General features: G+C 74.4%; 19 protein-coding genes. 10 read left to right on the top strand and 9 right to left on the bottom strand.

The genetic code is table 11. From position 1 onward, the window contains the following. Window positions 1–238: 238 nt before the first annotated feature. Window positions 239–1,837, bottom strand: a complete 1,599-nt coding sequence (locus LQU92_RS04975; RefSeq protein WP_230778092.1) for a nucleobase:cation symporter-2 family protein — start codon at window positions 1,835–1,837, stop codon at window positions 239–241. Window positions 1,838–2,292: 455 nt separating this feature from the next. Between LQU92_RS04975 and LQU92_RS04970 the strand changes: the two genes are divergently transcribed. Next, window positions 2,293–2,994, top strand: a complete 702-nt coding sequence (locus LQU92_RS04970) for a helix-hairpin-helix domain-containing protein (RefSeq protein ID WP_230778089.1) — start codon at window positions 2,293–2,295, stop codon at window positions 2,992–2,994. A gap of 138 nt (window positions 2,995–3,132) precedes the next feature. On the opposite strand, the gene LQU92_RS04965 is transcribed toward LQU92_RS04970, so the two are convergent. After that, window positions 3,133–3,771 (bottom strand): HD domain-containing protein, encoded by a 639-nt coding sequence (locus LQU92_RS04965; protein ID WP_230778086.1) that lies wholly within the window; start codon window positions 3,769–3,771, stop codon window positions 3,133–3,135. Window positions 3,772–3,923: 152 nt separating this feature from the next. Continuing rightward, complete coding sequence (locus tag LQU92_RS04960; protein WP_230778083.1) at window positions 3,924–4,820, bottom strand: helix-turn-helix transcriptional regulator; 897 nt, start codon at window positions 4,818–4,820, stop codon at window positions 3,924–3,926. Between the two features lie 176 nt (window positions 4,821–4,996). Here LQU92_RS04960 and LQU92_RS04955 point away from each other — a divergent pair, with 176 nt between their 5' ends. Further along, window positions 4,997–6,280, top strand: a complete 1,284-nt coding sequence (locus LQU92_RS04955) for a benzoate/H(+) symporter BenE family transporter (RefSeq protein ID WP_230778065.1) — start codon at window positions 4,997–4,999, stop codon at window positions 6,278–6,280. Window positions 6,281–6,292: 12 nt separating this feature from the next. Here the strand turns inward: LQU92_RS04955 and LQU92_RS04950 are convergent, their stop codons facing one another. Continuing rightward, a complete protein-coding gene (locus tag LQU92_RS04950) occupies window positions 6,293–7,264 on the bottom strand; it encodes a CapA family protein (protein WP_230778062.1) in 972 nt (323 codons plus the stop codon). 209 nt (window positions 7,265–7,473) lie between these two features. Between LQU92_RS04950 and LQU92_RS04945 the strand changes: the two genes are divergently transcribed. Next, window positions 7,474–8,196 (top strand): nuclear transport factor 2 family protein, encoded by a 723-nt coding sequence (locus LQU92_RS04945; RefSeq protein ID WP_230778059.1) that lies wholly within the window; start codon window positions 7,474–7,476, stop codon window positions 8,194–8,196. 16 nt (window positions 8,197–8,212) lie between these two features. Here the strand turns inward: LQU92_RS04945 and LQU92_RS04940 are convergent, their stop codons facing one another. Together LQU92_RS04940 and LQU92_RS04935 are read right to left on the bottom strand one after the other, a co-directional pair. Continuing rightward, window positions 8,213–9,097, bottom strand: coding sequence for a creatininase family protein (locus LQU92_RS04940; RefSeq protein ID WP_230778045.1), 885 nt, complete (start codon window positions 9,095–9,097; stop codon window positions 8,213–8,215). Window positions 9,098–9,183: 86 nt separating this feature from the next. Continuing rightward, window positions 9,184–10,485 (bottom strand): Nramp family divalent metal transporter, encoded by a 1,302-nt coding sequence (locus LQU92_RS04935; protein WP_230778040.1) that lies wholly within the window; start codon window positions 10,483–10,485, stop codon window positions 9,184–9,186. Between the two features lie 194 nt (window positions 10,486–10,679). Between LQU92_RS04935 and LQU92_RS04930 the strand changes: the two genes are divergently transcribed. Together LQU92_RS04930 and LQU92_RS04925 are read left to right on the top strand one after the other, a co-directional pair. Then, window positions 10,680–11,357: a GntR family transcriptional regulator gene (locus tag LQU92_RS04930; RefSeq protein ID WP_230778025.1), complete on the top strand. Its 678-nt coding sequence runs from the start codon at window positions 10,680–10,682 to the stop codon at window positions 11,355–11,357. Window positions 11,358–11,392: 35 nt separating this feature from the next. Next, window positions 11,393–12,238, top strand: coding sequence for an urea carboxylase-associated family protein (locus LQU92_RS04925; protein WP_230778017.1), 846 nt, complete (start codon window positions 11,393–11,395; stop codon window positions 12,236–12,238). 82 nt (window positions 12,239–12,320) lie between these two features. On the opposite strand, the gene LQU92_RS04920 is transcribed toward LQU92_RS04925, so the two are convergent. Next, the gene (locus tag LQU92_RS04920) at window positions 12,321–13,844 is read right to left on the bottom strand and encodes an acetyl-CoA hydrolase/transferase family protein (protein WP_230778000.1); all 1,524 of its coding nucleotides are present in this window, start codon (window positions 13,842–13,844) and stop codon (window positions 12,321–12,323) included. 257 nt (window positions 13,845–14,101) lie between these two features. On the opposite strand from LQU92_RS04920, the gene LQU92_RS15115 reads away from it, so the two are divergent. Genes LQU92_RS15115 through LQU92_RS04905 form a run of 3 tightly spaced genes read left to right on the top strand, consistent with a single transcriptional unit; the run spans window position 14,102 to window position 19,057 of the window. Continuing rightward, window positions 14,102–15,241 (top strand): metallophosphoesterase, encoded by a 1,140-nt coding sequence (locus LQU92_RS15115; protein WP_305067855.1) that lies wholly within the window; start codon window positions 14,102–14,104, stop codon window positions 15,239–15,241. After that, window positions 15,238–17,874 (top strand): AAA family ATPase, encoded by a 2,637-nt coding sequence (locus tag LQU92_RS15110; protein WP_305067854.1) that lies wholly within the window; start codon window positions 15,238–15,240, stop codon window positions 17,872–17,874. Before LQU92_RS15115 ends, LQU92_RS15110 begins: the two co-directional genes overlap by 4 nt. Before the next feature lie 34 nt (window positions 17,875–17,908). Further along, entirely contained in the window at window positions 17,909–19,057 is a 1,149-nt protein-coding gene (locus LQU92_RS04905) for an NAD(P)/FAD-dependent oxidoreductase (protein WP_230777997.1), read from the top strand. A 133-nt stretch (window positions 19,058–19,190) separates the two neighbouring features. Here the strand turns inward: LQU92_RS04905 and LQU92_RS04900 are convergent, their stop codons facing one another. Together LQU92_RS04900 and LQU92_RS04895 are read right to left on the bottom strand one after the other, a co-directional pair. Then, window positions 19,191–20,381: a type II toxin-antitoxin system HipA family toxin gene (locus LQU92_RS04900; RefSeq protein WP_230777981.1), complete on the bottom strand. Its 1,191-nt coding sequence runs from the start codon at window positions 20,379–20,381 to the stop codon at window positions 19,191–19,193. Next, entirely contained in the window at window positions 20,378–20,578 is a 201-nt protein-coding gene (locus LQU92_RS04895) for a helix-turn-helix transcriptional regulator (protein ID WP_112254549.1), read from the bottom strand. Before LQU92_RS04895 ends, LQU92_RS04900 begins: the two co-directional genes overlap by 4 nt. A gap of 235 nt (window positions 20,579–20,813) precedes the next feature. On the opposite strand from LQU92_RS04895, the gene LQU92_RS04890 reads away from it, so the two are divergent. Next, complete coding sequence (locus tag LQU92_RS04890; protein ID WP_230777978.1) at window positions 20,814–21,440, top strand: hypothetical protein; 627 nt, start codon at window positions 20,814–20,816, stop codon at window positions 21,438–21,440. A gap of 37 nt (window positions 21,441–21,477) precedes the next feature. Further along, window positions 21,478–22,026, top strand: coding sequence for a hypothetical protein (locus tag LQU92_RS04885; protein ID WP_230777975.1), 549 nt, complete (start codon window positions 21,478–21,480; stop codon window positions 22,024–22,026). The last annotated feature ends 7 nt before the right edge of the window (window positions 22,027–22,033 follow it).

Here is a 22,033-nt window from a genome sequence, read left to right as displayed (position 1 = left end):
AACACGCTGGCCGTGTCGGCACGGCGCCCCGTCGTCGTCGTTCCCGGCACGGCTGCCATCCCCCGATTGGGGGACATGTCACCGATCCGCGGCCCCCTGGACCGGACGGGCGCACGACGCAGGGGCGCCCCCCGTTGCGCACCGACCCGCCACCGGGCCGGACGGGGAACGCCCCTACCCGTGCCTGCCGAGCGCGTCCGTCACCAGGGGTGCGCGCTCGGCGGACTCCCCTCCCTCCTCAGGAGGAGCTCTTCGACAGGATCAGCTGCTGGACCTGACCCGTGTCGGTGATCTCGCCGGCGTCGATCATCCGGCGGACGTCGTCGAAGTGGTGCTCCGGGACGACCGCCACCTCGGCGCCCTCCCGGTCCACCACGGTGCCGTTCTGCAGCTGGTCCCCGTCCCGCAGGTGGGCCAGGACGTCGGCGCGCACGATCCGCACCGGGGCCGCCGCCACGGCGGAAGGGTTCCGCGCGTTGCCGGCGGTCAGCTCGTTGAACAGCAGGTTCAGCACGATCGCGACGATCGCCGCGGCGCTGATGCCCGAGCCGAGGATCGTCTGGGTCCACGCCGGGAACCCGGCGTAGAACTGCGGGGCCGCCACGGGCACGAGGCCGAAGGCGAAGGCGACCGCCACGATGACGAGGTTCATGGAGTTGCGGAAGTCCACGGTCGAGAGGGTGCGCACCCCGGAGGAGGCGACGGTGCCGAAGAGCACGATCGACGCGCCGCCGAGCACGGGCGCGGGGATGGCCGCGACCACCTGCCCGATGACCGGGAACAGGCCCAGGACCACCATGATGATCCCGGCCGCGCTGACCACGAACCGGCTGCGCACGCCCGTCACGGCCACGAGCCCCACGTTGGCGGCGAAGGCCGTCTGGGTGAAGGAGTTCAGCAGCGGCGCCCCGGCCGAGGAGAGCATGTCGGCGCGCAGGCCGTTGGCCACGCGGCGGGAGTCGACCTTCGCCCCGGTGATCTCCCCGACCGCGAGGATGTCCGCGGTGGTCTCGGTCATGGTCACGAGCACCACGATGAGCATCGAGACGATCGCGGCGACCTCGAAGGTGGGGGCGCCGAAGGCCAGCGGGGTCGGGAAGGTGATCAACGCGCCCTCGCCCACCCCGGAGAAGTCGGCCATGCCCATCAGCACGGCCACGCCCGTGCCGAGGACGAAGGAGAGCAGGATCGACAGGCGGGAGATCATCCCGACGCCCACCTTGGACAGCAGCAGCACGATGAGCAGGGTGATCCCCGCGAGCAGCAGGCTGTCCGGGGCGGCCGCGCCGCCCTCCCCGCCGCCGGCCGCCCAGGAGATCGCGACGGGCAGCAGGGAGATCCCGATGACGGTGATGACGGTGCCGGTGACCACCGGCGGGAAGAAGCGGATGATCCGCGAGAACGCCCCGGCGAACAGGAACCCCACCACCGAGGAGACGAGGACGGCGCCGAAGATGGCCCGCAGGTCGCTGCCCCCGGCCAGGATGGCCAGCATCGGGGCCACGCCGGCGAAGGAGACGCCCTGCACGAGCGGCAGCTTCGAGCCGATGTACGGGGCGCCGAAGCTCTGCAGGAAGGTCGCGATCCCGCCCATGAGCAGGCAGGAGCTGATGAGCAGGGCGATCTCGTCGGCGCTGAGCCCGCCGGCCTGCCCGATGATCAGGGGCACGGCGACGATCGCGCCGTACATGGTCAGCACGTGCTGGAAGCCGTAGGCCGTCGTGCGGCCCAGCGGGAGCTTCTCGTCCTCGGGGCCGAGGGTGCGCGGCGGCGGTGCCGTCCGCCCGCGGCGGGCCGCGCGGTCTCGGGTGCGGGACGCAGAGGGGGTCGATGACATGGAAGGTGCCTCCTTCAGCGCAGGCGTCGTCGCTGCTGCGCAAGGTCCGGCGATCCACTGTTTTTCCCGGGCCCCGGCCTCGTGGCAGGTCCCGTGAAGTGTCCAGATCTGGTGGTCCCGGTGGGCGCCGACCGGGTGCGGCGGAAAGGGTCGGGGACGGCCCCGGGGAGCGGCTCACGGCCGCCGGCGGGCCCGCCCGGCTGTTCGGATGCACGCCTGGTAGATAGCCCCGTGCTGCCGGGGCCCGCCGTTGGCTGAGCCCCAATCTAGGGCCCGTCGATGTGACGCGCAACACATTCCGGAAGAGTTCTTTCACGTTCCGAGATACCCGCGCGGTCTCCCGGCACGGGTGCGGCAGAGGTCGCGGCTCCGACGCACTGCCGTCGTCCGTCACGAAAGCACACACGGCTCGCTACCGTAGGGACCGTCCCGTCCGCCCGCATCCAAGGAGTGCGATGACCTACGGCACCGTCCACGGCCGGCCCTACCGCACGCCGGAACAGAAGCTGATGAGCCGTGCCTGGCGGTGGCGGCACAGCGCGTGGCTGCTCGCCCCGCTGATGGGCTTCGGCGTCTTCTCGGCGGCCGGGTTCGTCTACATCGCCGCCCGGGCGAAGCGGCCGGCGTGGTGGCTGGCCGCCGGCGTCTACGCGGCCCTGGGCCTCACGGGCACCGTCCTGGCGGACGCGAGCGACGGCGGGTCGTTCGCCGGCGGGATCCTCGTGCTCACGTGGGGCGCGAGCATCGTCCACGGGATCGTCGTCAACCCGCAGTACCTGCGCTGGCGGGCGGCCCACGGCCCCTGGTACGCCCAGCGCGTCGAGCCGGTGCCGCAGCCGGCGGGGCCGGTGCCGCACGCGGCCCGGGCCTGGCCGGCCGGGCCGGCGGGCAGCTCGGCGTGGGAGGCCCCGCCGGCACCGGACCGGGACCGGCGGGGGCCGCTGGACCTCAACACGGCCACCGCCCAGGAGCTCTCGCGGCTGCCCGGCGTGGACCCGTGGCTGACCCACCGCATCCTCTCGGCCCGGATGGCCCACGGCCCCTTCCGGGACCTCGAGGACTTCGTCCGCTGCACCGGGCTGGTCCGGGAGCAGGCGGAGCGGATCGCCCCGCACGTGGTGGTCGACCCGCCGCCCCGGCTCGGTCCCGGTCGCTGACCGGGCCGGCCTGCGGCTCGCCGAGGATCAGGGGATCCGCCCGGGCGGAGGGGGCCACAACGATGTGCCCCCCTCTGTTGCCTCTGTTGCACCGGCGCGGGCCCGGGCCCCCGCCCGCCGGCGGAGGCCCGGCGGCGCTCACTCGGGCCAGGCGTTCTCCTGGATGATCCGCACGAAGTTCTCCCGCTGGAAGCCGGGGTCGAAGTGGGCGAGCACGTCGTCGTTCATGGTGCCGAAGGTGGTCTCGGGCCGGTCGGCCATGCCCCGGTGGAAGGCGTGCAGGATCTGGTTCTTGAAGTCCGTGCGCGGGTGGGCGGCGACGACCTCGGCGCGGTGCTCCTCGGAGATCTCGTCCAGGTCCAGGCCCAGCACGTCGGTCTCGACGCCGAGGGTCACCACGGCGACCTCCGGGGCCAGGTGCAGGGGGATCTCCGGGGTGGTGTGCAGGGCGATCGCCAGCCACACGCTGCGGGCCTCCTCCTCGGAGCGGCCGTGGTCGCGCAGGAACCCCTGGGCCGCGGCGGCGCCGTCGATCTCGAAGCGCTGGTCCGTGGTGCGGTGGGCGTCGGTGAGGCCGAGGTCGTGGAACATCGCCCCGACGTAGGCGAGCTCGGGGTCCACCTCGCGGCCGCGGGCGGCGGACTTGAGCATCCCCCACAGGAAGACGCGGCGGGAGTGGTTGAACAGGCTCTCGTCGGCCGCCCGGCGGACCAGGTCGGTGGTCTCGCGGACCAGGGGCGAATCGGGGACGGTGATGCCGGCGATCGTCTCGGGCACGGTCTCTCCTCTGCTCGGGGGCTGGATCGGCGGACCGGTGTGCGGGACCGGTCCGCTCCCACCCTCTCGCGTTCCGCCGCAGTTGCCCAGCCTCCGGGCGGGCGGCCACCTCCCGGACGCCGACGTCCCGCCCCTGCCGGGAGCGGCGGGGCCTACCGCCCGGCGGGGTCCGCCCCGGAACGCTCCGGAGCCGCGGCGGGCGGCGGCGCGTGCACCGGGGACTCCTCGTGGACCCAGGCGGCGAGGGTCCGCAGCCTGGCCTCGGACTCGGAACCGGGCTCGGTGGTGTAGACGAACAGGGTCTGGTCGGCCACCCCGGTGACGTCGAGGGCCTCGTAGCAGATGTCCAGGCGCCCGACCAGCGGGTGGTCGAGCCGCTTGATCCCGTCGCGGCGCTCGACCACGCGGTGGTCGGCCCACCAGGTGCGGAACTGCTCGCTGCGCACCGACAGCTCACCGACCAGCTGGGCCAGCAGCGGGTCGTGGGGGTGGCGCCCGGCGTCCAGGCGCAGGGTGCCGACCATGGAGGAGGCGACCTTCTCCCAGTCCACGTAGCGGGTCCGGGCCTCGGGGTCCAGGAAGGCCCAGCGGATCAGGCTGCGCTCCCGGGCCGGCCGGGCCGGGAGGTCGGCGAGCAGGAACGCCGCCAGCGGGTTCATGGCCAGCACCTCGGTGCGCCGGCCGCGGACGAACGCCGGGTGGGCGGTGAAGGACTCCAGCAGGCGGTGCAGGGAGGGCCGCACGCGCTGGACCTCCAGCGGCGCGGCCCGCTGCGGGGCCGCCACCGCACGGGCGAGGTCGAACAGGTGGCGGGTGGCCGTCTCGTCCAGCTGCAGGGCCCGGGCCAGGGCGTCCAGCACGGACTCGGAGGGACGCTTGTGCCGGCCCTGCTCCAGGCGGGTGTAGTAGTCGGCGCTGACGCCGGCCAGGGCCGCGACCTCCTCGCGCCGCAGGCCGGGCACACGCCGCCGCGTCCCGCCGTCGCGATCGGGGGCGACGAGGGCGCGGCGGGCCCTGAGGAACTCGCCGAGGTCGGTACCGGGGTTCATGGTCGGGTCTCCTCTCCCTCTCCCCCATCATGCGCCCTGGCAGGGCGGTCCACCTCCGTCGATCCTGGGCATGCCATACCCAGGATCAGATGGGCACCCCCGGGTGCGCCCGCCGGCCGCCGGGCTCTGCTGTACTGGTCGCACCACCCGTCCGTCCGCGCCGTCCAGGAGTGCCCATGCCCACCGACCAGCAGACCCCGACCGCCACCCCGGCCGCACCGGTCGCGGAGAACGGGTCCTCGCCGCTGCTCGAGCGCCCCGGCACCCGCCCGGCGGGCCCGCGCCGGGTGCTGCGGGACCTCGGCCCCCAGTACGTGGCCAACGGCGTGATCGGGCTGATCTTCGCCGCCTCCGGGCCGATCGCGGTGACCCTGGCCGTGGGCGCGGCCGGCGGGCTCACCGAGGGCCAGCTCGCGTCCTGGGTCAGCGGGATCTTCCTCTCCGCGGGGGCGGCGACCCTGCTGATGTCCCTGGTCTACCGCCAGCCGCTGGGCTTCGCCTGGTCCATCCCCGGCACCGTGCTGCTGGGCCCGTCCCTGCAGCACCTGTCCTTCCCCGAGGTGGTCGGGGCGTTCTTCACCTCCGGGGTGCTCATCCTGGCCCTGGGCGCGAGCGGGGTGGTGCGCCGGGTGATGGCGGCGATCCCGATGCCCATCGTCATGGCCATGGTCGCGGCGGTGTTCCTGCGCTTCGGCACCGACATCGTGGAGTCCACCCGCACCAACCCCGTGGTGGCCGGGCCCATGGTGCTGGCCTTCCTGCTGCTGAGCGCGGTGCCCGTCCTGGGCCGGTTCCTCCCGCCGGTGCTGGGCACCCTGGTGGTGGGCATCGCCGCCGTGGCGCTCAGCGGGCAGTTCGCCCTGGACTCGGCGGACGGGCCGATCCTGGCCGCCCCCGTGTTCACCGCCCCGGAGTTCACCTGGGCCGCCCAGCTGGAGCTCGTGGTCCCGCTGGCGATCACGGTGCTCATCGTCCAGAACGGCCAGGGCGTGGCCGTGCTGCGAGCCGCCGGCCACCGCCCGCCCGTCAACGTCTCGGCCATCGTCTCCGGGGCGTTCTCGGTGCTCAACGCCGGGTTCGGGGCCGTCTCGGCGTGCGTGACCGGTCCGACCAACGCCCTGCTGACCTCCTCCGGGGAGAAGCACCGCCAGTACACCGGCGCGGTGGTCTACGGCTCGATCGCGCTGGTCTTCGCGCTGCTGGCCCCGGCCCTGACCCGGTTCATGCTCGCCACCCCGGAGGCGTTCGTGCTGGCCCTGGGCGGGATCGCGATGCTCAAGGCCCTGCAGCAGGCCTTCGTCACCGCCTTCGCCACGACCTTCACCCTCGGCTCCCTGGTGACCTTCGTCGTGACCGTCTCCGGGCTGGACCTGTTCAACATCCACGCCGCGTTCTGGGGCATCGTCATCGGCTACGCCGTCTCCCGGCTCCTCGAGCGCCGCGACCACGCCGGGGTGTAGCGCGCGGCGGTCTCAGCCCAGCGGGATCTCCAGGCAGCGCTCACCGTCGAGCCACCGGGACGCGGTGCCCAGCGCGGCGCTGCGCTCGGCCATCCGCGCCGCGATGGCCCGGGCCTCCCGGCCCGCCCGCACGGCGCGGCAGTCCTCGACGACGGTGGGGTGCAGGCGCAGGGTGCGGACCCGGCCGCCCTCGAAGTCGAGGTGGAAGAGGAACGACTGGTCGTTGCGCTCGACCGGGTGTACCGCATAGTCGTCGACGAAGTCGCCGGCGCTGTAGAGCACCGGGCGGCCGCGGTGGATCTCCACCCCGCGGAAGACGTGCGGGGAGTGCCCGACGACGACGTCCGCCCCCGCCTCGACCAGCGCGTGCGCGAAGACCCGGTGCTCCTCGGGCACGTCGTCGCCCCAGTTCGGGCCCCAGTGCACGGCGGCGACCAGGAAGCCGGTGCGGGCCCGGGTCCGGCGGACGAGACCGAGGAACTCCTGCGCCCGGGGGTCCTGCGGGTCGATCGGCAGCCACGCGATGCCGGGCGCGCCCGGGCCCGCGGCCCAGCGGCGCTCGTTGTCGGTGGCCGCCACGACGCCCACGGCCGTCCCGCCCACGTCCACGACGGCCGGTGCACTCGCGGCGACCGCGTCCGGGCCGGCGCCGGTGCGGGCGATGCCGTGGGCGTCGAGCACCGCGAGCATCTGCCCCAGCGCCCCGGCGCCGTGGTCGAGGACGTGGTTGTTCGCCAGCGTCACGACGTCGATCCCGGCCGCCTCCAGCACGGCGACGTTGCCCGGGTCGGAGCGGAAGTGGAAGGTCTTGCGCGGCCACGGCGGCCCGTCGTCGGCGAGCACGCACTCGAGGTTGACGATGCGCAGGTCCGCCTGCGCGAGCAGCGGCAGGACGTCGCCCCACGGGTAGTCGGGCGACTCCCGGCGCAGCCGCTCGTCGACCAGGCGGCCCAGCATGACGTCGCCGGCCAGCGCGATCCGCATGACCCCTCCCCTCGGGACAGCTCCATGGTGGGCCGCGGACCCTCCGGGGACAAGACCTCCGGACCGGCCGGCGGGTGCCCGTGCCGTCACACGGCGCACGGTCCTGTCCGGGCGGACCCGGCCGGAGTAGCGTGGTCGCCACGCCCCACGGGGTGCCCCACCGGGACGGTCCGGCGGACCTGTCGGGCCGACAGCGTCAGGGGACGGCCATGGACCGCAAGCAGATCGTGATCACCGCCGGCGCCGAGCTCTTCGGCGACCGGGACCCGACGGCCGTCGACCGCCACTGGGCCCCCGGCTTCCGGCAGCACTCGGCGCTCGGACCCGACGGCCCGGACGGGCTCAAGGCCGTGGTCGGTCAGCTGCCGCCCGACTTCCGGATCGACATGCTGCGGATGATCCAGGACGGGGACATGGTCGCCGTCCACTGCGTCTACCACGGCTTCGGCCCCGACCCGATGGTGGCGGTGGACGTCTTCCGCCTGGACGGGGACCGGATCGCCGAGCACTGGGACGCCCTCGAGCCCCTGCCCGCGGGGCAGGAGGGCGCCCACCGCACCGGCGGGCCCACGGAGGCCTCCGACCCGGAGCGCACCGCCGCGAACAAGGCACTGGTCACCGAGTGGGTGCACGAGCGCCTCCTCGGCGCCGACCAGGACGCCCTCGAGGAGCTGGGCCGGGGCCACTACTACGTCGAGCACCGCCCGGACCGGCGGCTGTCCCGGCGCACGCTCCACCGGGTGCTCGGCGAGGGCGACCTCGTGCTGACCCTCACCGAGGCCGACCTCGAGCCCGGCGACGGCGCACAGGGCGAGCCCGTCCCGGCCGGCTGCTACGACCTCTGGCGGGTGGCGGAGGACCGGATCGTCGAGCACTGGGAGGTCGTCCAGCCCGTGCCGGAGCGGATGCCGCACGGCAACGGCTTCTTCTGAGCCGGCGCCCGGGATCTCAGCCGGCCGCGGGCCCCTCCGGGCCCCGGCGGGCCGGCTTCGCGCCGACCGGGCCGTCGTAGGTGCGCAGCCACGCGATCAGCTCGGCGAGCCGGACCACGATGTGGTCGTGGTAGCGCCGCCCCTTCTCCTCGCTGAGCCCCGTCGAGGAGCTGAAGCTGCCGGTCGGGGCGAAGCGCCGCTGCTCCTCACCGGACCAGATGATGTCCACTCCGTCCGGGGCGGGGCCGAAGAGGTCGTCGCCCACGAACCCGCCGAAGACCTCCTGGAAGTCGACGCCCGCGTCGGTGAGCCGGTCGGTGCGCACGGACCCGGGGATGCGGTGGTGGACGTGGGAGAGCTCGAGCTCCCCGCCGTGGTGCTCGTTGACGTCCTTGAGCCCCGGCGCCGCGGAGCGGGCGAGGTGCAGCGGGTCGGCCACGGCGAAGAGCACCCCGGGCAGCTCCTCGTCGTGCAGCTGCCGCAGCGAGGTGGTCAGCGCGGGCAGGTTGGAGCCCTTGTGCCCGTTGACGAGCACGATCCGGTCGAAGCCGTGGCGGGCCAGGCTGCGGCAGACGTCGCGCACGAGCAGCGACAGCGTCGAGGCCTGGATGCTGAGGGTGCCGGGGAAGGCCCCGTGGTGGCTGGAGTCGCCGAACCAGATCGGGGGCGTGCACAGCACGCCGGTGCGCCGGGCCAGGTCCTCGGCCAGGGTGATCGCCACGTAGGCGTCGACGCCCAGCACCCCGGCGGGGCCGTGCTGCTCGGTGCTGCCCACGGGGACGACGGCGATGCGCTCGTGCTCCAGGTACCCGGCCACCTCCTCCCACGTGAGGTCCTGCATCCACACGGACGGCAGCGCCTCGGCGGCCCCGGGCACGGTGGTCTCGGTCGGGTCGGTCACGGTTCCTCCTCGAGTGGTGGCCTCCGGGTCCGTCGTGGCACCGGGCGGCCGCGGTCGTCGTGGGCAGCACGGGCCGGGGCCCGCGCTCAACCCCAGAGCCCGGCCAGGTCGGTGAGCTGGTAGGCCGCCAGGCCGGTGACGACGAGGCAGATGAGCGCCCCCAGCACGTTGGCCACCGGGCCGTTGCGGTACCGGCCCATCAGCCGGGAGCTGTTCATGACGATCATCAGGAAGATCGCGATGATCGGCAGGAGCAGGCCGTTGGCGGCCTGGGCGACGACGATGATCTGCACGGGGTTGAAGCCGGTCAGGGCGATGACGCCGCCGACGACGAGCACGCTGATCCAGACGATCCGCGCCGGGGTGCTGCGCAGGTCGGTGCTGCGCCCGATCGTGCCGCTGATGGCGTAGGCCGCGCCCAGCGGGCCGGCGACCGCGGAGGTGAACCCGGCGGCGAACAGCCCCACGGCGAAGACCCAGGGGGCGGCCGGGCCGAGCAGCGGCTCGAGGGCGCGGGTGAGGTCCTGGCCGGTCTCGGCGGTCATCCCCCGCAGGAACATCGCGCCGAAGGCGGTGGCCATGACGACGAGGGTGATCAGGCCGCCGACCGAGATCGAGACGACCGTGTCCGTGCGCGACTGGCGCATCGCCAGGTCCGGGTCGACGTCCCGGCCCCACTTCTCCTGCACGAGGCTGGACTGGAGGAAGAGGTTGTAGGGCACCACGGTGGTGCCGATGAGCGCGATGGTGGTGAGCAGGGCGCCGGCGGGCACGGTCGGCACGAACATCCCGCGCAGCATCTCCCCGATCGGCGGGCGGACCACGATCGCCGTGACGAGGAAGATCAGCCCGAGGATCACCACCATCGCCGTGAGCACGACCTCGATGGCCCTGTAGCTGCCGGTCCACAGCAGCGCGCCGATGAGCAGCAGGATCCCCACCACGACGACGCGCACGTCCAGTCCGGTGACCGTGGTCAGGGCCAGGGCCGTGCCCGTGGTGTCGCCGCCGGCGTAGCTGGCCCCGCCGATGCCGATGGCCGCGACGACGAGCACGACCATGACGGCACGGGCGGCCGTCGACTCGAAGACGACCCGCAGGGCCTCGCCCAGGCTCAGCCGCGTGGCCAGGCCCAGGCGTCCGGTCATCTCCTGCAGGACGATCGTCGCGAGGATCGAGAAGACCACGGCCCACGCGAGGGTGAAGCCGTAGGAGGCGCCGGTGACGATCGACGTGGTGATGGTGCCGGGGCCGATGAACGACGCGGCGATGATCAGGCCCGGCCCGAACGGCAGGCGCCGGCGGCGGCCGGTCGTCTCCCGGCCGCGGTCGGGGCCGGCGGTTCCCGGCGGGACGGTGGAAACCTCTGGGCGTCTGCTCTCGGGCACGGCCCGCTCCTTCGGTGGACGACGAGTTGTGATCCCACACACTAGGGATGGTTGAACCATTTGACCACCCCCGGGAACGGCAATCGACACAGAATCCGCAGAATTTACCCGGCATTCACACGCTTCCCGCCACTGGAGCGGACTTCCCAGAACACCTGGAGACAGAAATGGTTGAACACTGGTAGCGTCGGAGGGTGACCACCACCGACGACACCGCGAGCGCCTCCGGGCGGGTCCGGGACGCGCTGCGGACCCAGATCCTGCGCGGTGAGCTGCCGCCCGGGGCGCGGCTGATGGACCGCGCGCTGGCGCCGCGGCACGGGGTCTCGCGCAACAGCGTCCGGGAGGCCCTGCGGCTGCTGGAGAGCGACGGGCTGGTCGTCCACGCCCGCAACACCGGCAGCTCCGTGCGGGTGCTGACGGCCGCGGACGTCGCCGACATCTACGCCGCCCGGCGGGTCCTGGAGGTCGGCGGGGTGCAGGCGAGCTCCCGCGCGACCGACCGCGACCTCGCCGAGGTGGACCGGGCCGCCACGGCCGGGCTCCACGAGCGGACCCTCGAGGACTGGCGCGGCGCCGGCACCGCCAGCCTCGTCTTCCACGCCGCGCTCGTGGGCCTGGCCGGCTCGGCCCGGCTCAACGCGTTCTTCACCGACCTCGCCGCGCAGCTGCGCCTGGCCTTCGCCGTGATGCCGGACGAGGCCGCGTTCCAGGCGCAGTGGATGGAGCGCGACCGCACGATCGCCGACCTGCTACTGTCCGGTCGCCGCGACGCGGCGGAGATCGAGCTGCTGGCCTACCTCGCCGACTCGGAGGCCGCCGTGGTGGACGCGGTGCGGGCGGCGCAGCGCTCCGCCGTCGTGCCCCGATGACCCCGACCACCCGTTCCGTCCCCGAAGGAGTTCCCGTGACCCAGCCCGATGCCCGTCTCACCGAGGCCGCCTACCAGGGCGCCGCCCTGCAGGTCGACCAGGAGTTCTACGGGCGCATCGGCGCCGCGACGGAGCGGCGCACCGTCGTCGAGGAGCTGAGGGTCCCCATCCGCTCCGGTCGCGCGTGGGAGGTGCCGGCCGGGCACGTCTGCCGGATCTCCACGGTCGAGGGCCCGCAGGTCGGGGACCTGAACCTGTGGAACCGGCACAACCCGCGGGAGCGGTTCTGGGCGGCGCGCACCCGCCAGCTCCAGGCCGCCCACGTCACGACCTTCGACCGGCTGTGGTCGAACCTGCCGTTCCTGCGGCCGATGGCCACGATCGTCGGCGACACCCTGGCCGGCTACGGCGTGGACGCCGAGGGCGGGCGCCTGCACGACACCCTGGGCACCCGCTGCGACCCCTACGTGTCGAAGATGCTCAACGGCGTGGACTTCGACTTCCACTGCCACTCCAACCTCGTGCGCGCCGTGCTGCCCTGGGGGCTGACGGAGTTCGACGTCCACGACGTCCTCAACGTCTTCCAGTGCACCGGGCTCAACGACGACGACGAGTACTTCATGAAGACCTGCCCGGCCGCCCCGGGCGACCACTTCGAGTTCTTCGCCGAGCAGGACCTGCTGGTGGCGCTCTCCGCCTGCCCGGGCGGGGACCTGTCCAAGCCGATGTTCGGCCCCGGCGTGACCGACCCGGTGGAGATCTGCCACCCGCTGGACGTGACGGTCTACCGCCTCGACGACGAGCTGGTCGAGGGCTGGGCCGAGCCGGCCTCCCCCGACTACCGGGGCGCCCACGGGCTGCGCCACCAGCCCTGGAGCTGAGCCTCCCCTCTCCACGAGGGACGGCCCCGGCCCGCGCACAGTGCCGCGGGCCGGGGCCGTCCGTCGTCGTCGCCCGGGACGGTCAGCCGGCGGGTCGGCGGTCGGGCAGGCGCATGCTCCCGGTCTCCACGAACCGCTCGTGCCAGGACAGGGCCTCGCCGAGCAGGTGCGGGGTGTGCTTGCCGAAGCTCTCCCGCTGGGCGCGCTCGAAGTAGTCCTCGAGCATCGGCCGGTAGTCCGGGTGGGCGCAGTTCTCGATGATCGTGCGGGCCCGCTGCTTCGGGGCCAGCCCGCGCAGGTCGGCCAGGCCCTGCTCGGTGATGACGACCATGGTGTCGTGCTCGGTGTGGTCCACGTGGCTGGCCATGGGCACGATCGCGGAGATGTTGCCGTTCTTGGCGGTGCTCGGGGACATGAACACGGACAGGTAGCCGTTGCGGGCGAAGTCCCCGGAGCCGCCGATCCCGTTCATCACCTTGGTCCCGGCCACGTGGGTGGAGTTGACGTTGCCGTAGAGGTCGGCCTCGATCATCCCGTTGAGGGCGATGCAGCCGAGGCGGCGGATGAGCTCCGGGTGGTTGGAGATCTCCTGGGTGCGCAGGATGATGCGCTCGCGGTAGAAGTCGACGTTGGCGTTGAACTCGTCCACCCCGTCCCGGCTCAGGGAGAAGGAGGTGGCCGAGGCCATCCGCAGCACGCCCTCCTTGATCAGCCCGAGCATCCCGTCCTGGATGACCTCGGTGTAGGCGGTCAGGCCCTTGTACCCGCCCTCGGCGAGCGCGGCCATCACGGCGTTGGGGATGTTGCCGACCCCGGACTGCAGCGGCAGCAGCCGGTCGGTGAGGCGGCCGCGGCGGATCTCGTGGTCGAAGAACTCCAGCAGGTGCCCGGCGATCTGCTTCGAGGACTCGTCCGGCGGGCTGAACGGGGAGTTGCGGTCGGGGCCGTCGGTCTCGACCACGGCGATGACCTTCTCGGGGTCCACGCTCAGGTAGGGCTCGCCGATGCGGTCCTCGGGGTCGACCAGCGGGATGGGCTTGCGGTGCGGGGGCAGGGCGGTGCCGTAGTAGACGTCGTGCATGCCCTCCATGCCGGCGGGCTGGAACCGGTTGACCTCGAGGATGACCTTGTCGGCCTGCTCGAGCCAGGTCTTGTTGTTGCCCACGGACGACGACGGGATCAGCCGCCCGTCCTCGGTGATGCCGACGACCTCGACCACGGCCACGTCGACGGGCCCGAAGAAGCCGAACCAGGTGTGCTGGGCGACGTGGCTGAGGTGGATGTCGATGTAGTCGAGGGTGCCGGCGTTGATCCGCTCCCGCAGCGCGGGGTCGGACTGGTAGGGCAGGCGCAGCTCCATGCCGTCCACCCTCGCCAGGGCCCCGTCCAGCTCCGGGGCGGTGGAGGCGCCGGTGAGCACCCGGATCCTGAACGGCTGCTCGGCGGCCTCCATGCGCCGGGCCAGCGCCAGTGGCACCTCCTTGGGGTAGCCCGCGCCCGTGAAGCCGCTCATCGCGACGGTCATCCCGGGCTGGATCAGCGCGGCCGCCTCCTCGGCGGACATCACGCGCTCGCCGAGCCGGGCATTGCGGATCCGATCGTGCATTCTGGCCTCTTTCCGTGCGTCGGTTATCCGCCTCACGGTATCGGGAACCGGTGGTGCTCCAGGAATCGGCCGCTGCGCCCGGAGGACGCCGTACGACGGTCCGGGGACGGGCACGGGCGGCCCGCGCCGGGCCGGATGCCGCAGCGTGTCCGGGACAGGGGCCAGAATGGCGGTGTCACCGGGGAACCGCACGGGCTGCGCGGCGCACCGGTGGCGCGGACCCCGCGCACGCGACGGCGAACGACCGAAGGACGTCCATGACGAGCACCCGCTTCCTGCACACGAGCGACTGGCAGCTGGGCATGACCCGGCACTACCTCGAGGGCGAGGCCCAGTCCCGCTACACGGGCGACCGCGTCGAGACGATCCGGCGCATCGGGGAGCTGGCCCGCGAGCGCGGGTGCGCGTTCGTGGTGGTGGCCGGGGACGTGTTCGAGCACGCCAACCTGAGCCGCCGGGACGTCGGGCGCGCCCTGGACGCCATGGGCTCCGTGGGGCTGCCCGTGTACCTGCTGCCGGGCAACCACGACCCCCTGGGCCCGGGCTCGCTCTGGGGCCGGCCGGACTTCCGGGACCTCGCCCCGGCCAACGTGGTGCTGCTCGACGAGCGGGGCCCGCACCCCGTCGTCGACGGCGTGGAACTGGTCGCGGCCCCCTGGCGCAGCAAGCGCCCCGACACCGACCCGGTGGCCCCGGCCCTGGAGGGCCTCGAGGCCGACGGGACGCTGCGCATCGTGGTGGGGCACGGCATGCTCGACGAGCTCGACCCGGACCGGACCTCCCTGACCACCGTGCGCCGGGCTCCGCTGGACGAGGCGCTGGCCCGCGGGGCGGTCCACTACGTGGCCCTGGGCGACCGCCACATCCGCTGGCCCGAGGACGGGTACGGGGCGATCCACTACTCCGGCACCCACGAGTCCACGGGCTTCCGCGAGCCCGGCCGCGGCCACGTCCTGGAGGTGGACCTCGACGACGACGGGCCCCGCGTCACCGCCCACCCGGTCGGGCAGTGGGAGCACCGCGTCCTGACCCGCCACCTCGACGGCGCCGAGGACGTCGCGGCCCTGCGCGCCGAGCTGGCCGCGCTCACCCCCAAGGAGCGGATCGTCCTGAAGACCGTCTTCACCGGCACCCTGAACCTCTCCGAGGCCGCGGCCCTGGAGGCCCTGCTCGAGCAGCAGGCCGAGGTCTTCGCGAGCCTCAACGCGTGGGAGCGCCACACCGACCTGGTGGTCGTCCCGGACGAGCACGAGTTCGAGGACCTCGACGTCGGCGGCTACGCCGCGGACGCCGTCGCCGAGCTGCGGGCAACGGCCGCCTCCGACGCCGAGGAGGCCCCGGCCGCCGGGGACGCCCTGCGCCTGCTGTACCGCCTCGTGGGAGGAGCCGCCCGATGAAGCTGCACCGCCTGAGGCTGGAGAACTTCCGCGGCGTGACCGAGCGCGAGCTGACCTTCCCCGACGCGGGGGTCGTGGTGGTGACCGGGCGCAACGAGATCGGCAAGACCTCGATGATCGACGCCCTCGACGCCCTGCTGGACCTGCCCGACAGCAGCAAGCACAAGCGGATCCTCGAGGCCAGGCCCGCCGGCCGGGACGTGCCCGTGCTCGTCGAGGCGGAGTTCTCCATCGGGACCACCCGGGTGGTCTACACCAAGCAGTGGCTGAAGCGCCCGTCCACGACCCTGCGCCACGTCGCCGGGCCCGAGTCCGGACGGGCCGTGACCGGCCGCGAGGCCCACGACGCCGCCGAGGCGCTGTGGGCCGGGGCCGACACCGCGCTGTGGAAGGCGCTGCGCTTCATGCAGGCGGGCGGACTGGCCCAGAACGCCCTGACCGACAGCGCCGCGCTGCGCCGGGCCCTGGAGTCCCGGGCCGGGGAGGCCCCGGGCGACGACCGCGAGGCCGCCACCCTCCTGGAGCGCGTGGGCGCCGAGTGCGAGAAGTACTGGACCGCGACGCGGAAGAAGAACGCCGGCTACGTCCAGGCCGAGACCGCCTGCCGCGACGCCGAGGCCGCGGCCGCCGAGGCCGCCGAGGAGCTGCGGACGATCGCCGTGGTCGAGGACGAGCTCACCGAGCTCACCGCCTCGATCGCCGACGCCGAGCGCAAGCTGGCCACCGCCCGCGCGGAGCACGCCGAGCTGGACCGCGCCGCCGGGCAGGTCGAGGACGTCCAGCGGCAGCGGGAGGAGGCCCGGCGCCGCCGCGACGCCGCCCAGGGCGAGCTCGACCGCGCCCGGGAGCGGGCCGCCCGCCGCGCCGAGCTCGTGGCCGCCCTGGCCGCCGAGGAGCAGCGCGGCACCGCCCTCGCCGGGACGCTGGCCCGGCTCGAGGAGGAGCTCGCCCCGGTGCGCGAGCGCGCCGCGGAGGCCGAGCAGCGCCGGGCCGCCGCACAGACGGCGGTCCAGCAGGCCCGCGCGGCGGACCGCTCCGCGCGGGAGGACCGGACCCACCTCGACGACGTCGGGCGCCACCACCGCGTGCTCGAGGTCCTGGGCTCGCTCGAGGAGGTCCGGGCCCGGCTGGCCGAGCTGCAGTCCCGGCCCGCCGCGGAGCTCGACGAGGACGCCGTGGCGCAGCTCGAGCGCGCCGAGCGCGCCGCGGAGCGGGCCGAGGCGGAACTGGCCGCGGGCAGCGCCCGCCTCGAGCTCACCGCGCTCGGCCGGGCGCGCCCGCTCGTGCGCGACGGCATCCCCGAGGAGGTCGCCCCGGGGCAGCCGCTCGCGGTCCCGGTGACCGGGGAGGTCGAGCTCGAGCTGCCCGATCAGTGGCGGCTGCGCCTGTCCCCCGAGCAGGGCATCGAGACCCGCCGCGAGGCCGCCCGCACGGCCGCCGCCGCGTTCGCCGCGCTGCTGGACCGGCACGGCGTCGGCTCGGTCGCCGCGGCCCGCACCGCGCTGCGCGAGGCCCAGGAGCTCGAGCGGCAGGTCCGCGAGGCGGTCGCCGACCGCGACCGCCTGCTCGACGGCGAGGACGAGTCCCGCCTGCGCGACGACCGGGACCGGCTCGCGGCCGCGATCGAGCAGCACCGCGCACGGCGCGACGACGACGTGCCGCTGCCGGCAACCCCCGAGGCCGCCCGGGAGGCGGCCGACGCCGCCGAGGCCGCGCTCGGGGAGGCCGAGGGCGCCGCCCGCCGCGCCGAGGCCGCCGCCGACGCGGCCCGGGACGAGCTGCAGCGGGCCCAGACGGACGTGCACTCGGTCCGGGGACAGCTGGTCGAGCTCGAGCGCAGCCTCACCGGCCGGCGGGCCCGGCTCGAGGAGGCCCGCCGCGAGGTGCCCGACGAGGACCTCCACCGCGCCGTGACCGCGGCGACCGGGGCGCTGGCGGCGGTCCAGGAGGAGATCGACGCCCACGAGGCCGCCCTGGCCGGCCTCGACGCCGACCGGGTGCTGACCGACCGGGAGCTCGTCGGCGACCAGATCGAGGGTCTCCAGAAGATCCTCGAGGAGCGGCGGGGCCGGCGCAGCTCCCTGGAGGGCCGGCTCGAGGGCATGGGCCGCGACCGGGTGCAGCAGGACCACGACCGGGCCGGGACCCGCCTCGAGGCCGCCCGGCGCCACCTGGCCGGGCTCGAGCGGCGGGCCGAGGCCGCCCTGCTGCTGGAGCGAACGCTGCTGGCCCACCGCGAGCGCGCCCACGCCCAGTACGTCCAGCCGTTCCGCGCCGCGGTGGAGCAGCTGGGCCGGGCGGTCTACGGCCCCGACTTCGAGGTGCGGGTCAGCGGGTCGCTGGAGGTCGAGGAGCGCAGGCTCGACGGCGACTGGCTGCCCTTCCCCGCGCTCTCGACCGGGGCCAAGGAGCAGCTGGTGATCCTCATCCGCCTGGCCACCGCCCTGCTCGTGGACCCGGAGGACGGGGTGCCGGTGCTGCTCGACGACGCCCTGGGCCACTCCGATCCGCAGCGGCTGCGGCGCCTGGCCTCGGCCATCACCACCGCCGGGGAGCGGACCCAGGTGATCGTGCTGACCTCCAACCCCGAGCGCTTCGCGACCCTGCGGGAGGCGCACCGGATCGAGATCTGAGCCGCCGCACCGCGCGGCGGAGAAGGAGGCCCCCGTGGGCACTGATCCTCTCGTCCTCGTCCTCGGCGCCGGCCCCGCGGGCCTGGCCACCGCCGCGGAGCTGCTGGCCCGTGCCGTGCCGGTCACCGTGCTCGAGCGCGGCGACCGGCCCGGTGCCGCGTGGACGGGCCGCTACGACGCGCTGCGGTTCAACACCTCCCGCCGCCGCTCCGCGCTGCCCGGCGCGCCCTTCCCGCGCGAGTACGGCCAGTTCCCCACCCGCGACCAGTACGTCGCCTACCTGCAGCGCTACGCCGCCGACCACGGCGTGCCGGTCGAGACCGGCGTCGAGGTCACCCGGGTGCGCCCCGACGACGACGGGTGGTGCGTCAGCACCTCGGCGGGCGACCGGCACGCCCGGCACGTGGTGGTCGCCACCGGGGCCCTCAACCGGCCGAAGCTGCCGTCCTGGGCGGTCGGCAGCACGTTCCGCGGCGAGGTCCTGCACTCCTCGGCCTACCGCAGCCCCGCACCCTTCGCCGGCCGGACCGTGGTCGTCGCCGGCCGGACCGTGGTCGTCGCCGGCGCCGGCACCAGCGGGATGGAGATCGCCCACCAGCTCGTCACCGGCGGTGCCGCGCGGGTGCTGCTGGCCGTGCGCACCCCGCCCAACATCCTGCTGCGCGAGCTGCACGGCGTGCCCGGCGACCTGCCCGTCCCGCTGCTGCTGCGCCTGCCGGACCCGCTCGTGGACCGGCTGCTGTTCGCCCTCCAGCGCCGGACGGTGGGGGACCTCAGCGCCTACGGCCTGCCCCGCCCCACGGAGGGGGCGATGGCCGCGATCAGGGCCCGCGGGGTCACCCCCGCGATCGTCGACCAGGTGGTCCTCGACGAGATCCGGGCCGGGGCGATCGAGTGCGTCCCCGCCGTGGTGGGGCTCGACGGCGCCGACGTGGTCCTGGCCGGCGGCCGGCGCGAGCCCGCCGACGCCGTCATCGCCGCCACCGGGTACCGGACCGGCCTGGAGGAGCTCGTCGGCGGGCTCGGCGTGCTGGACGAGCACGGGATGCCGCGCGACGGCGCCGGTCGCGAGCTCGTCCCGGGCCTGCGGTTCGTCGGCTACGTCCACCGCCCGGGCCTGACCGGCTACGTCGGGAAGATCGCCCGGCGGGTGGCGCGGGAGATCGCCGCCGCGGGCTCGTGAACGACTCGTCGGCCGCTGCTCACGGCACGCCGGCCCGTGCGACCGGGGCGGCCGGGGCCGTCCCGGCCTTCCGCGCCTCGCCGGCGCCGTCCAGGCGTTGACCCCATGTCCGGATGAGACCGGTGTGCCGTCGTCACGTCTCCAGCTGGGCGCGGCGGTAGCGCAGCTCCCGCTCCGCACGGTTCAGCGGGGAACCCTCGAACGGCAGCGCCCGCAGGTCCACGGCCGCCGCAGCCCGCAGAGCCAGGGTGTTGGCGGCCTGAGCGGCGCGTTCCGGCAGCCCGATCGCGTCGGCGAAGGCGGCCCAGTGCCTGGGCCGGAGATTCTTCACCCTGCCGTCCACCGGCAGTGCCTGGCTGTCGTCGTCGTACAACAGCGTGCAGGGCACGTCGTAGACGGGCGCGACCGCGAATCCACGTCGTGGGCCGCCCAGGACGGAGACGTTCTTGGCGTGCAGGTCGCCGTTGCCTGTCAGCCAGGCGAAGACGAACTGCAGATAGAGGTTCCGTGCCGCGACCACCGGAGCCTTGCACACGGCACTCAGCGCTCGAACCACTTCCTCGGAGTTCACCGTGTACTTGGCGGCCGGGGCCAGCCCCATGACCTGGGCCGCGTCCTCCAGGGGCAGCCGAACCCACGCGTCCCCGTCGTGGACCCGGTCGAATCGCTCCACGAGCAACCCCGGCCTCCCGTGGCGGTCGACGACCACGGCTCCCTCGGCCACCGGTATGCGTAACCGCCTGGCCGCAGCCAGGTGGAGGGCCTCGTTCTCGACCAGATGCGGGTGCCGGGGCGGGTCCAGCTTCAGGATCAGCCGGCTGCCACGGGTGGCCAAAGGTGCGGTGAGCATGGAGGCGCTGGCCTTGTCCTGCACTCCCGGCAGGGCGTGCAGGTCGACTGCTGCGGCCAGGACGGTGAAGTCCAGCTCCTGGGGCTTCGTGAAGCCGGCCAGGGGTTCCGGCTCGATCGGCGGCTCTCCGGAGGGCACGATCTGGACGTCTCCGGGGGCATCAGCACCGACGGCCAGCAGCAGCGAGAGCTCGTCGTCCAGACTCGTCTTGACTGCGTCCTTCAGAACGGTCAGTCGGTGTCCTTCGGGCAGCAGCCCGGCGAAGAACGGTGGCACCCCGCCCGAGGGAGCGGCGACGGGGTCGCCGGTCAGGGGCAGCGTGACGGCCACCGGTGGATGGCCGACCTCCAGGTAGGCCGGGTCGTAGCGGAATGCGGTGCCCGCGTCGCCGGTGCGCTCGAGGCGACCGGCCAGACGTCCGGCCTTGTAGACGTCGGCCACGGCCACGAACCGCAGCCGGTGCAGGTCCGTCACTGCTCGGCCACCAGGCGCAGCCCGAGCACGCCGGCTGCGGCCGCCACGGCGGCCAGCGCGGGGTTGCCGGTGCCGGTCTCGATCGCCCGCACCGTCCGTTCGGAGATGCCGGCCAGGTCCGCCAGGTCCTTCTGGGTCAGCCGGGCCTGCCGACGGGCAGCGCGGATGGTGCTGCCCACATCCTCGACATCGCTCATGACCCTCCTGCACCGGCAGCATCCTGCCGGTATCGCTCGATCCACCCTCATTGTGCCTTTGTCGGGACATGATCGGCAATATCCTGCCGTTTCGCCACAGGCTGTGGGCCGGACTGGGAACTGGTTGCCGGAGGGCATCCTGGCCATACTGGAGCTTCAGCGCCCAGGAGTTCGCCGACGCAAACGAGGGGGTCGGCGACCGGGTGCCCGCCCTGCGAGGATCGGAACGCCGACCATGGACACTTCCCTGCACGACCCTGCTCTCCTGACCCACGACCCGCTCGGGGCGGGACCGCCCCCCACACCGGTCGGTGCCGGGCTGCGCCGGGCCTTCAGCCTGGCCACCGACGCCGCGGTGGAGACCTGGGCGGAGGTCACCGGCCACCGCGCCGCCGGCGCCTGGGTGCACTGGCAGGTGCGGGCGGTGCTCTACCGGCACGGGATGGACGGCGCGGCCGGGGACCGCTGCGCGGGAACGGTCGCCGGGTTCGTCAGCCGGGAGGCCGCCCGGGCGGCCGAGACCGGGCGCGACCCGCGGCGGGCGGTGCTGGACCGGATCCCGCGGGAGGCGTTCAAGGCCTCCGCCCTGTGGCCCGGCCTGTGCCCCGCGCTCGGCCGCGCCCGGGAGTGGGCGGAGTTCCTGGCGGACGCGCAGGCCTTCTACGCCCGGGCCAACACCGCCGCCGCCGCGGCGGTGGCCGGTTCGGACACCGCCACCACCTTCGGGCCGATGAGCACCGGGGAGCTGCGCGCCGAGACCGCCCGGATCGCCCGGTGGCTGTGGGAGACCTTCACCGCCGAGCCCGTCCCGGTCCAGCAGGAGCGCCGGAGCCCGGCCGGGTCGGCTCTCCGCGTGAGCTGAGGCACATAGACTCGTGCCCGTCGAGACGAGGACGGGCATGAGCATCGAGGACGAACGACGCTGCCGGGTCGCCACCACGGCGGCCCACCCCCACCGGCCCAGCCGCCGGGAGCCGCGCGAGCGGGCGGCCTACGAGGAGCGCTTGGAGCGCGCCCTGGCGGAGGTGCGCGCGGTCGGGGTCGAGGCGAGCGAGCTGCTGCGCTCGGAGGGGCTCACGCCCGCGAAGCTCGTCCACGTCCCCCACGGCGCCCGGTCCTGGCCCCTGATCGGCCGGGCCCTGTCCGGGGTCGTCGAGGGCCGGGGGTGGCATGTGGTGCGCGGCGTCGTCGTCGGCACGGACGGGCGGCTGTGGACGCGCTCCCCGGCCGGGAACCCCACCCCGCCGTCGGACCTGGACGCGTGGCGGCTGCGGGTGGAGCCGCTCGGCGGCCCGCTGGAGCTGCCCCCGAGCGTGCAGTTCGACGGGACCTCCCTGCACGTGGTGCGCCGGATCGCCGAGGACGTGTGCACGCGGGCCGGGCTCGTCGACCGGCTCACGGACGGCTACGCGCGGCTGCTGATCCTCCACCACCGGCGCCGCTCCTGAGCGCAGC

It is taken from the genome of Kocuria sp. LUK, from assembly GCF_021012935.1.
Lineage (GTDB): Bacteria > Actinomycetota > Actinomycetes > Actinomycetales > Micrococcaceae > Kocuria > Kocuria flava.
This window is presented reverse-complemented; position numbering and strand designations above follow the sequence as displayed.

Excerpts from the sequence above, each read along its gene's own strand:
- LQU92_RS04970 (WP_230778089.1), top strand. The coding sequence starts at position 2,293 with ATGACCTACGGCACCGTCCACGGCCGGCCCTACCGCACGCCGGAACAG.
- LQU92_RS04950 (WP_230778062.1), bottom strand. The coding sequence starts at position 7,264 with ATGCGGATCGCGCTGGCCGGCGACGTCATGCTGGGCCGCCTGGTCGAC.
- LQU92_RS04975 (WP_230778092.1), bottom strand. The coding sequence starts at position 1,837 with ATGTCATCGACCCCCTCTGCGTCCCGCACCCGAGACCGCGCGGCCCGC.
- LQU92_RS04945 (WP_230778059.1), top strand. The coding sequence starts at position 7,474 with ATGGACCGCAAGCAGATCGTGATCACCGCCGGCGCCGAGCTCTTCGGC.
- LQU92_RS04885 (WP_230777975.1), top strand. The coding sequence starts at position 21,478 with ATGAGCATCGAGGACGAACGACGCTGCCGGGTCGCCACCACGGCGGCC.
- LQU92_RS04955 (WP_230778065.1), top strand. The coding sequence starts at position 4,997 with ATGCCCACCGACCAGCAGACCCCGACCGCCACCCCGGCCGCACCGGTC.
- LQU92_RS15110 (WP_305067854.1), top strand. The coding sequence starts at position 15,238 with ATGAAGCTGCACCGCCTGAGGCTGGAGAACTTCCGCGGCGTGACCGAG.
- LQU92_RS04890 (WP_230777978.1), top strand. The coding sequence starts at position 20,814 with ATGGACACTTCCCTGCACGACCCTGCTCTCCTGACCCACGACCCGCTC.
- LQU92_RS15115 (WP_305067855.1), top strand. The coding sequence starts at position 14,102 with ATGACGAGCACCCGCTTCCTGCACACGAGCGACTGGCAGCTGGGCATG.
- LQU92_RS04895 (WP_112254549.1), bottom strand. The coding sequence starts at position 20,578 with ATGAGCGATGTCGAGGATGTGGGCAGCACCATCCGCGCTGCCCGTCGG.
- LQU92_RS04920 (WP_230778000.1), bottom strand. The coding sequence starts at position 13,844 with ATGCACGATCGGATCCGCAATGCCCGGCTCGGCGAGCGCGTGATGTCC.
- LQU92_RS04960 (WP_230778083.1), bottom strand. The coding sequence starts at position 4,820 with ATGAACCCCGGTACCGACCTCGGCGAGTTCCTCAGGGCCCGCCGCGCC.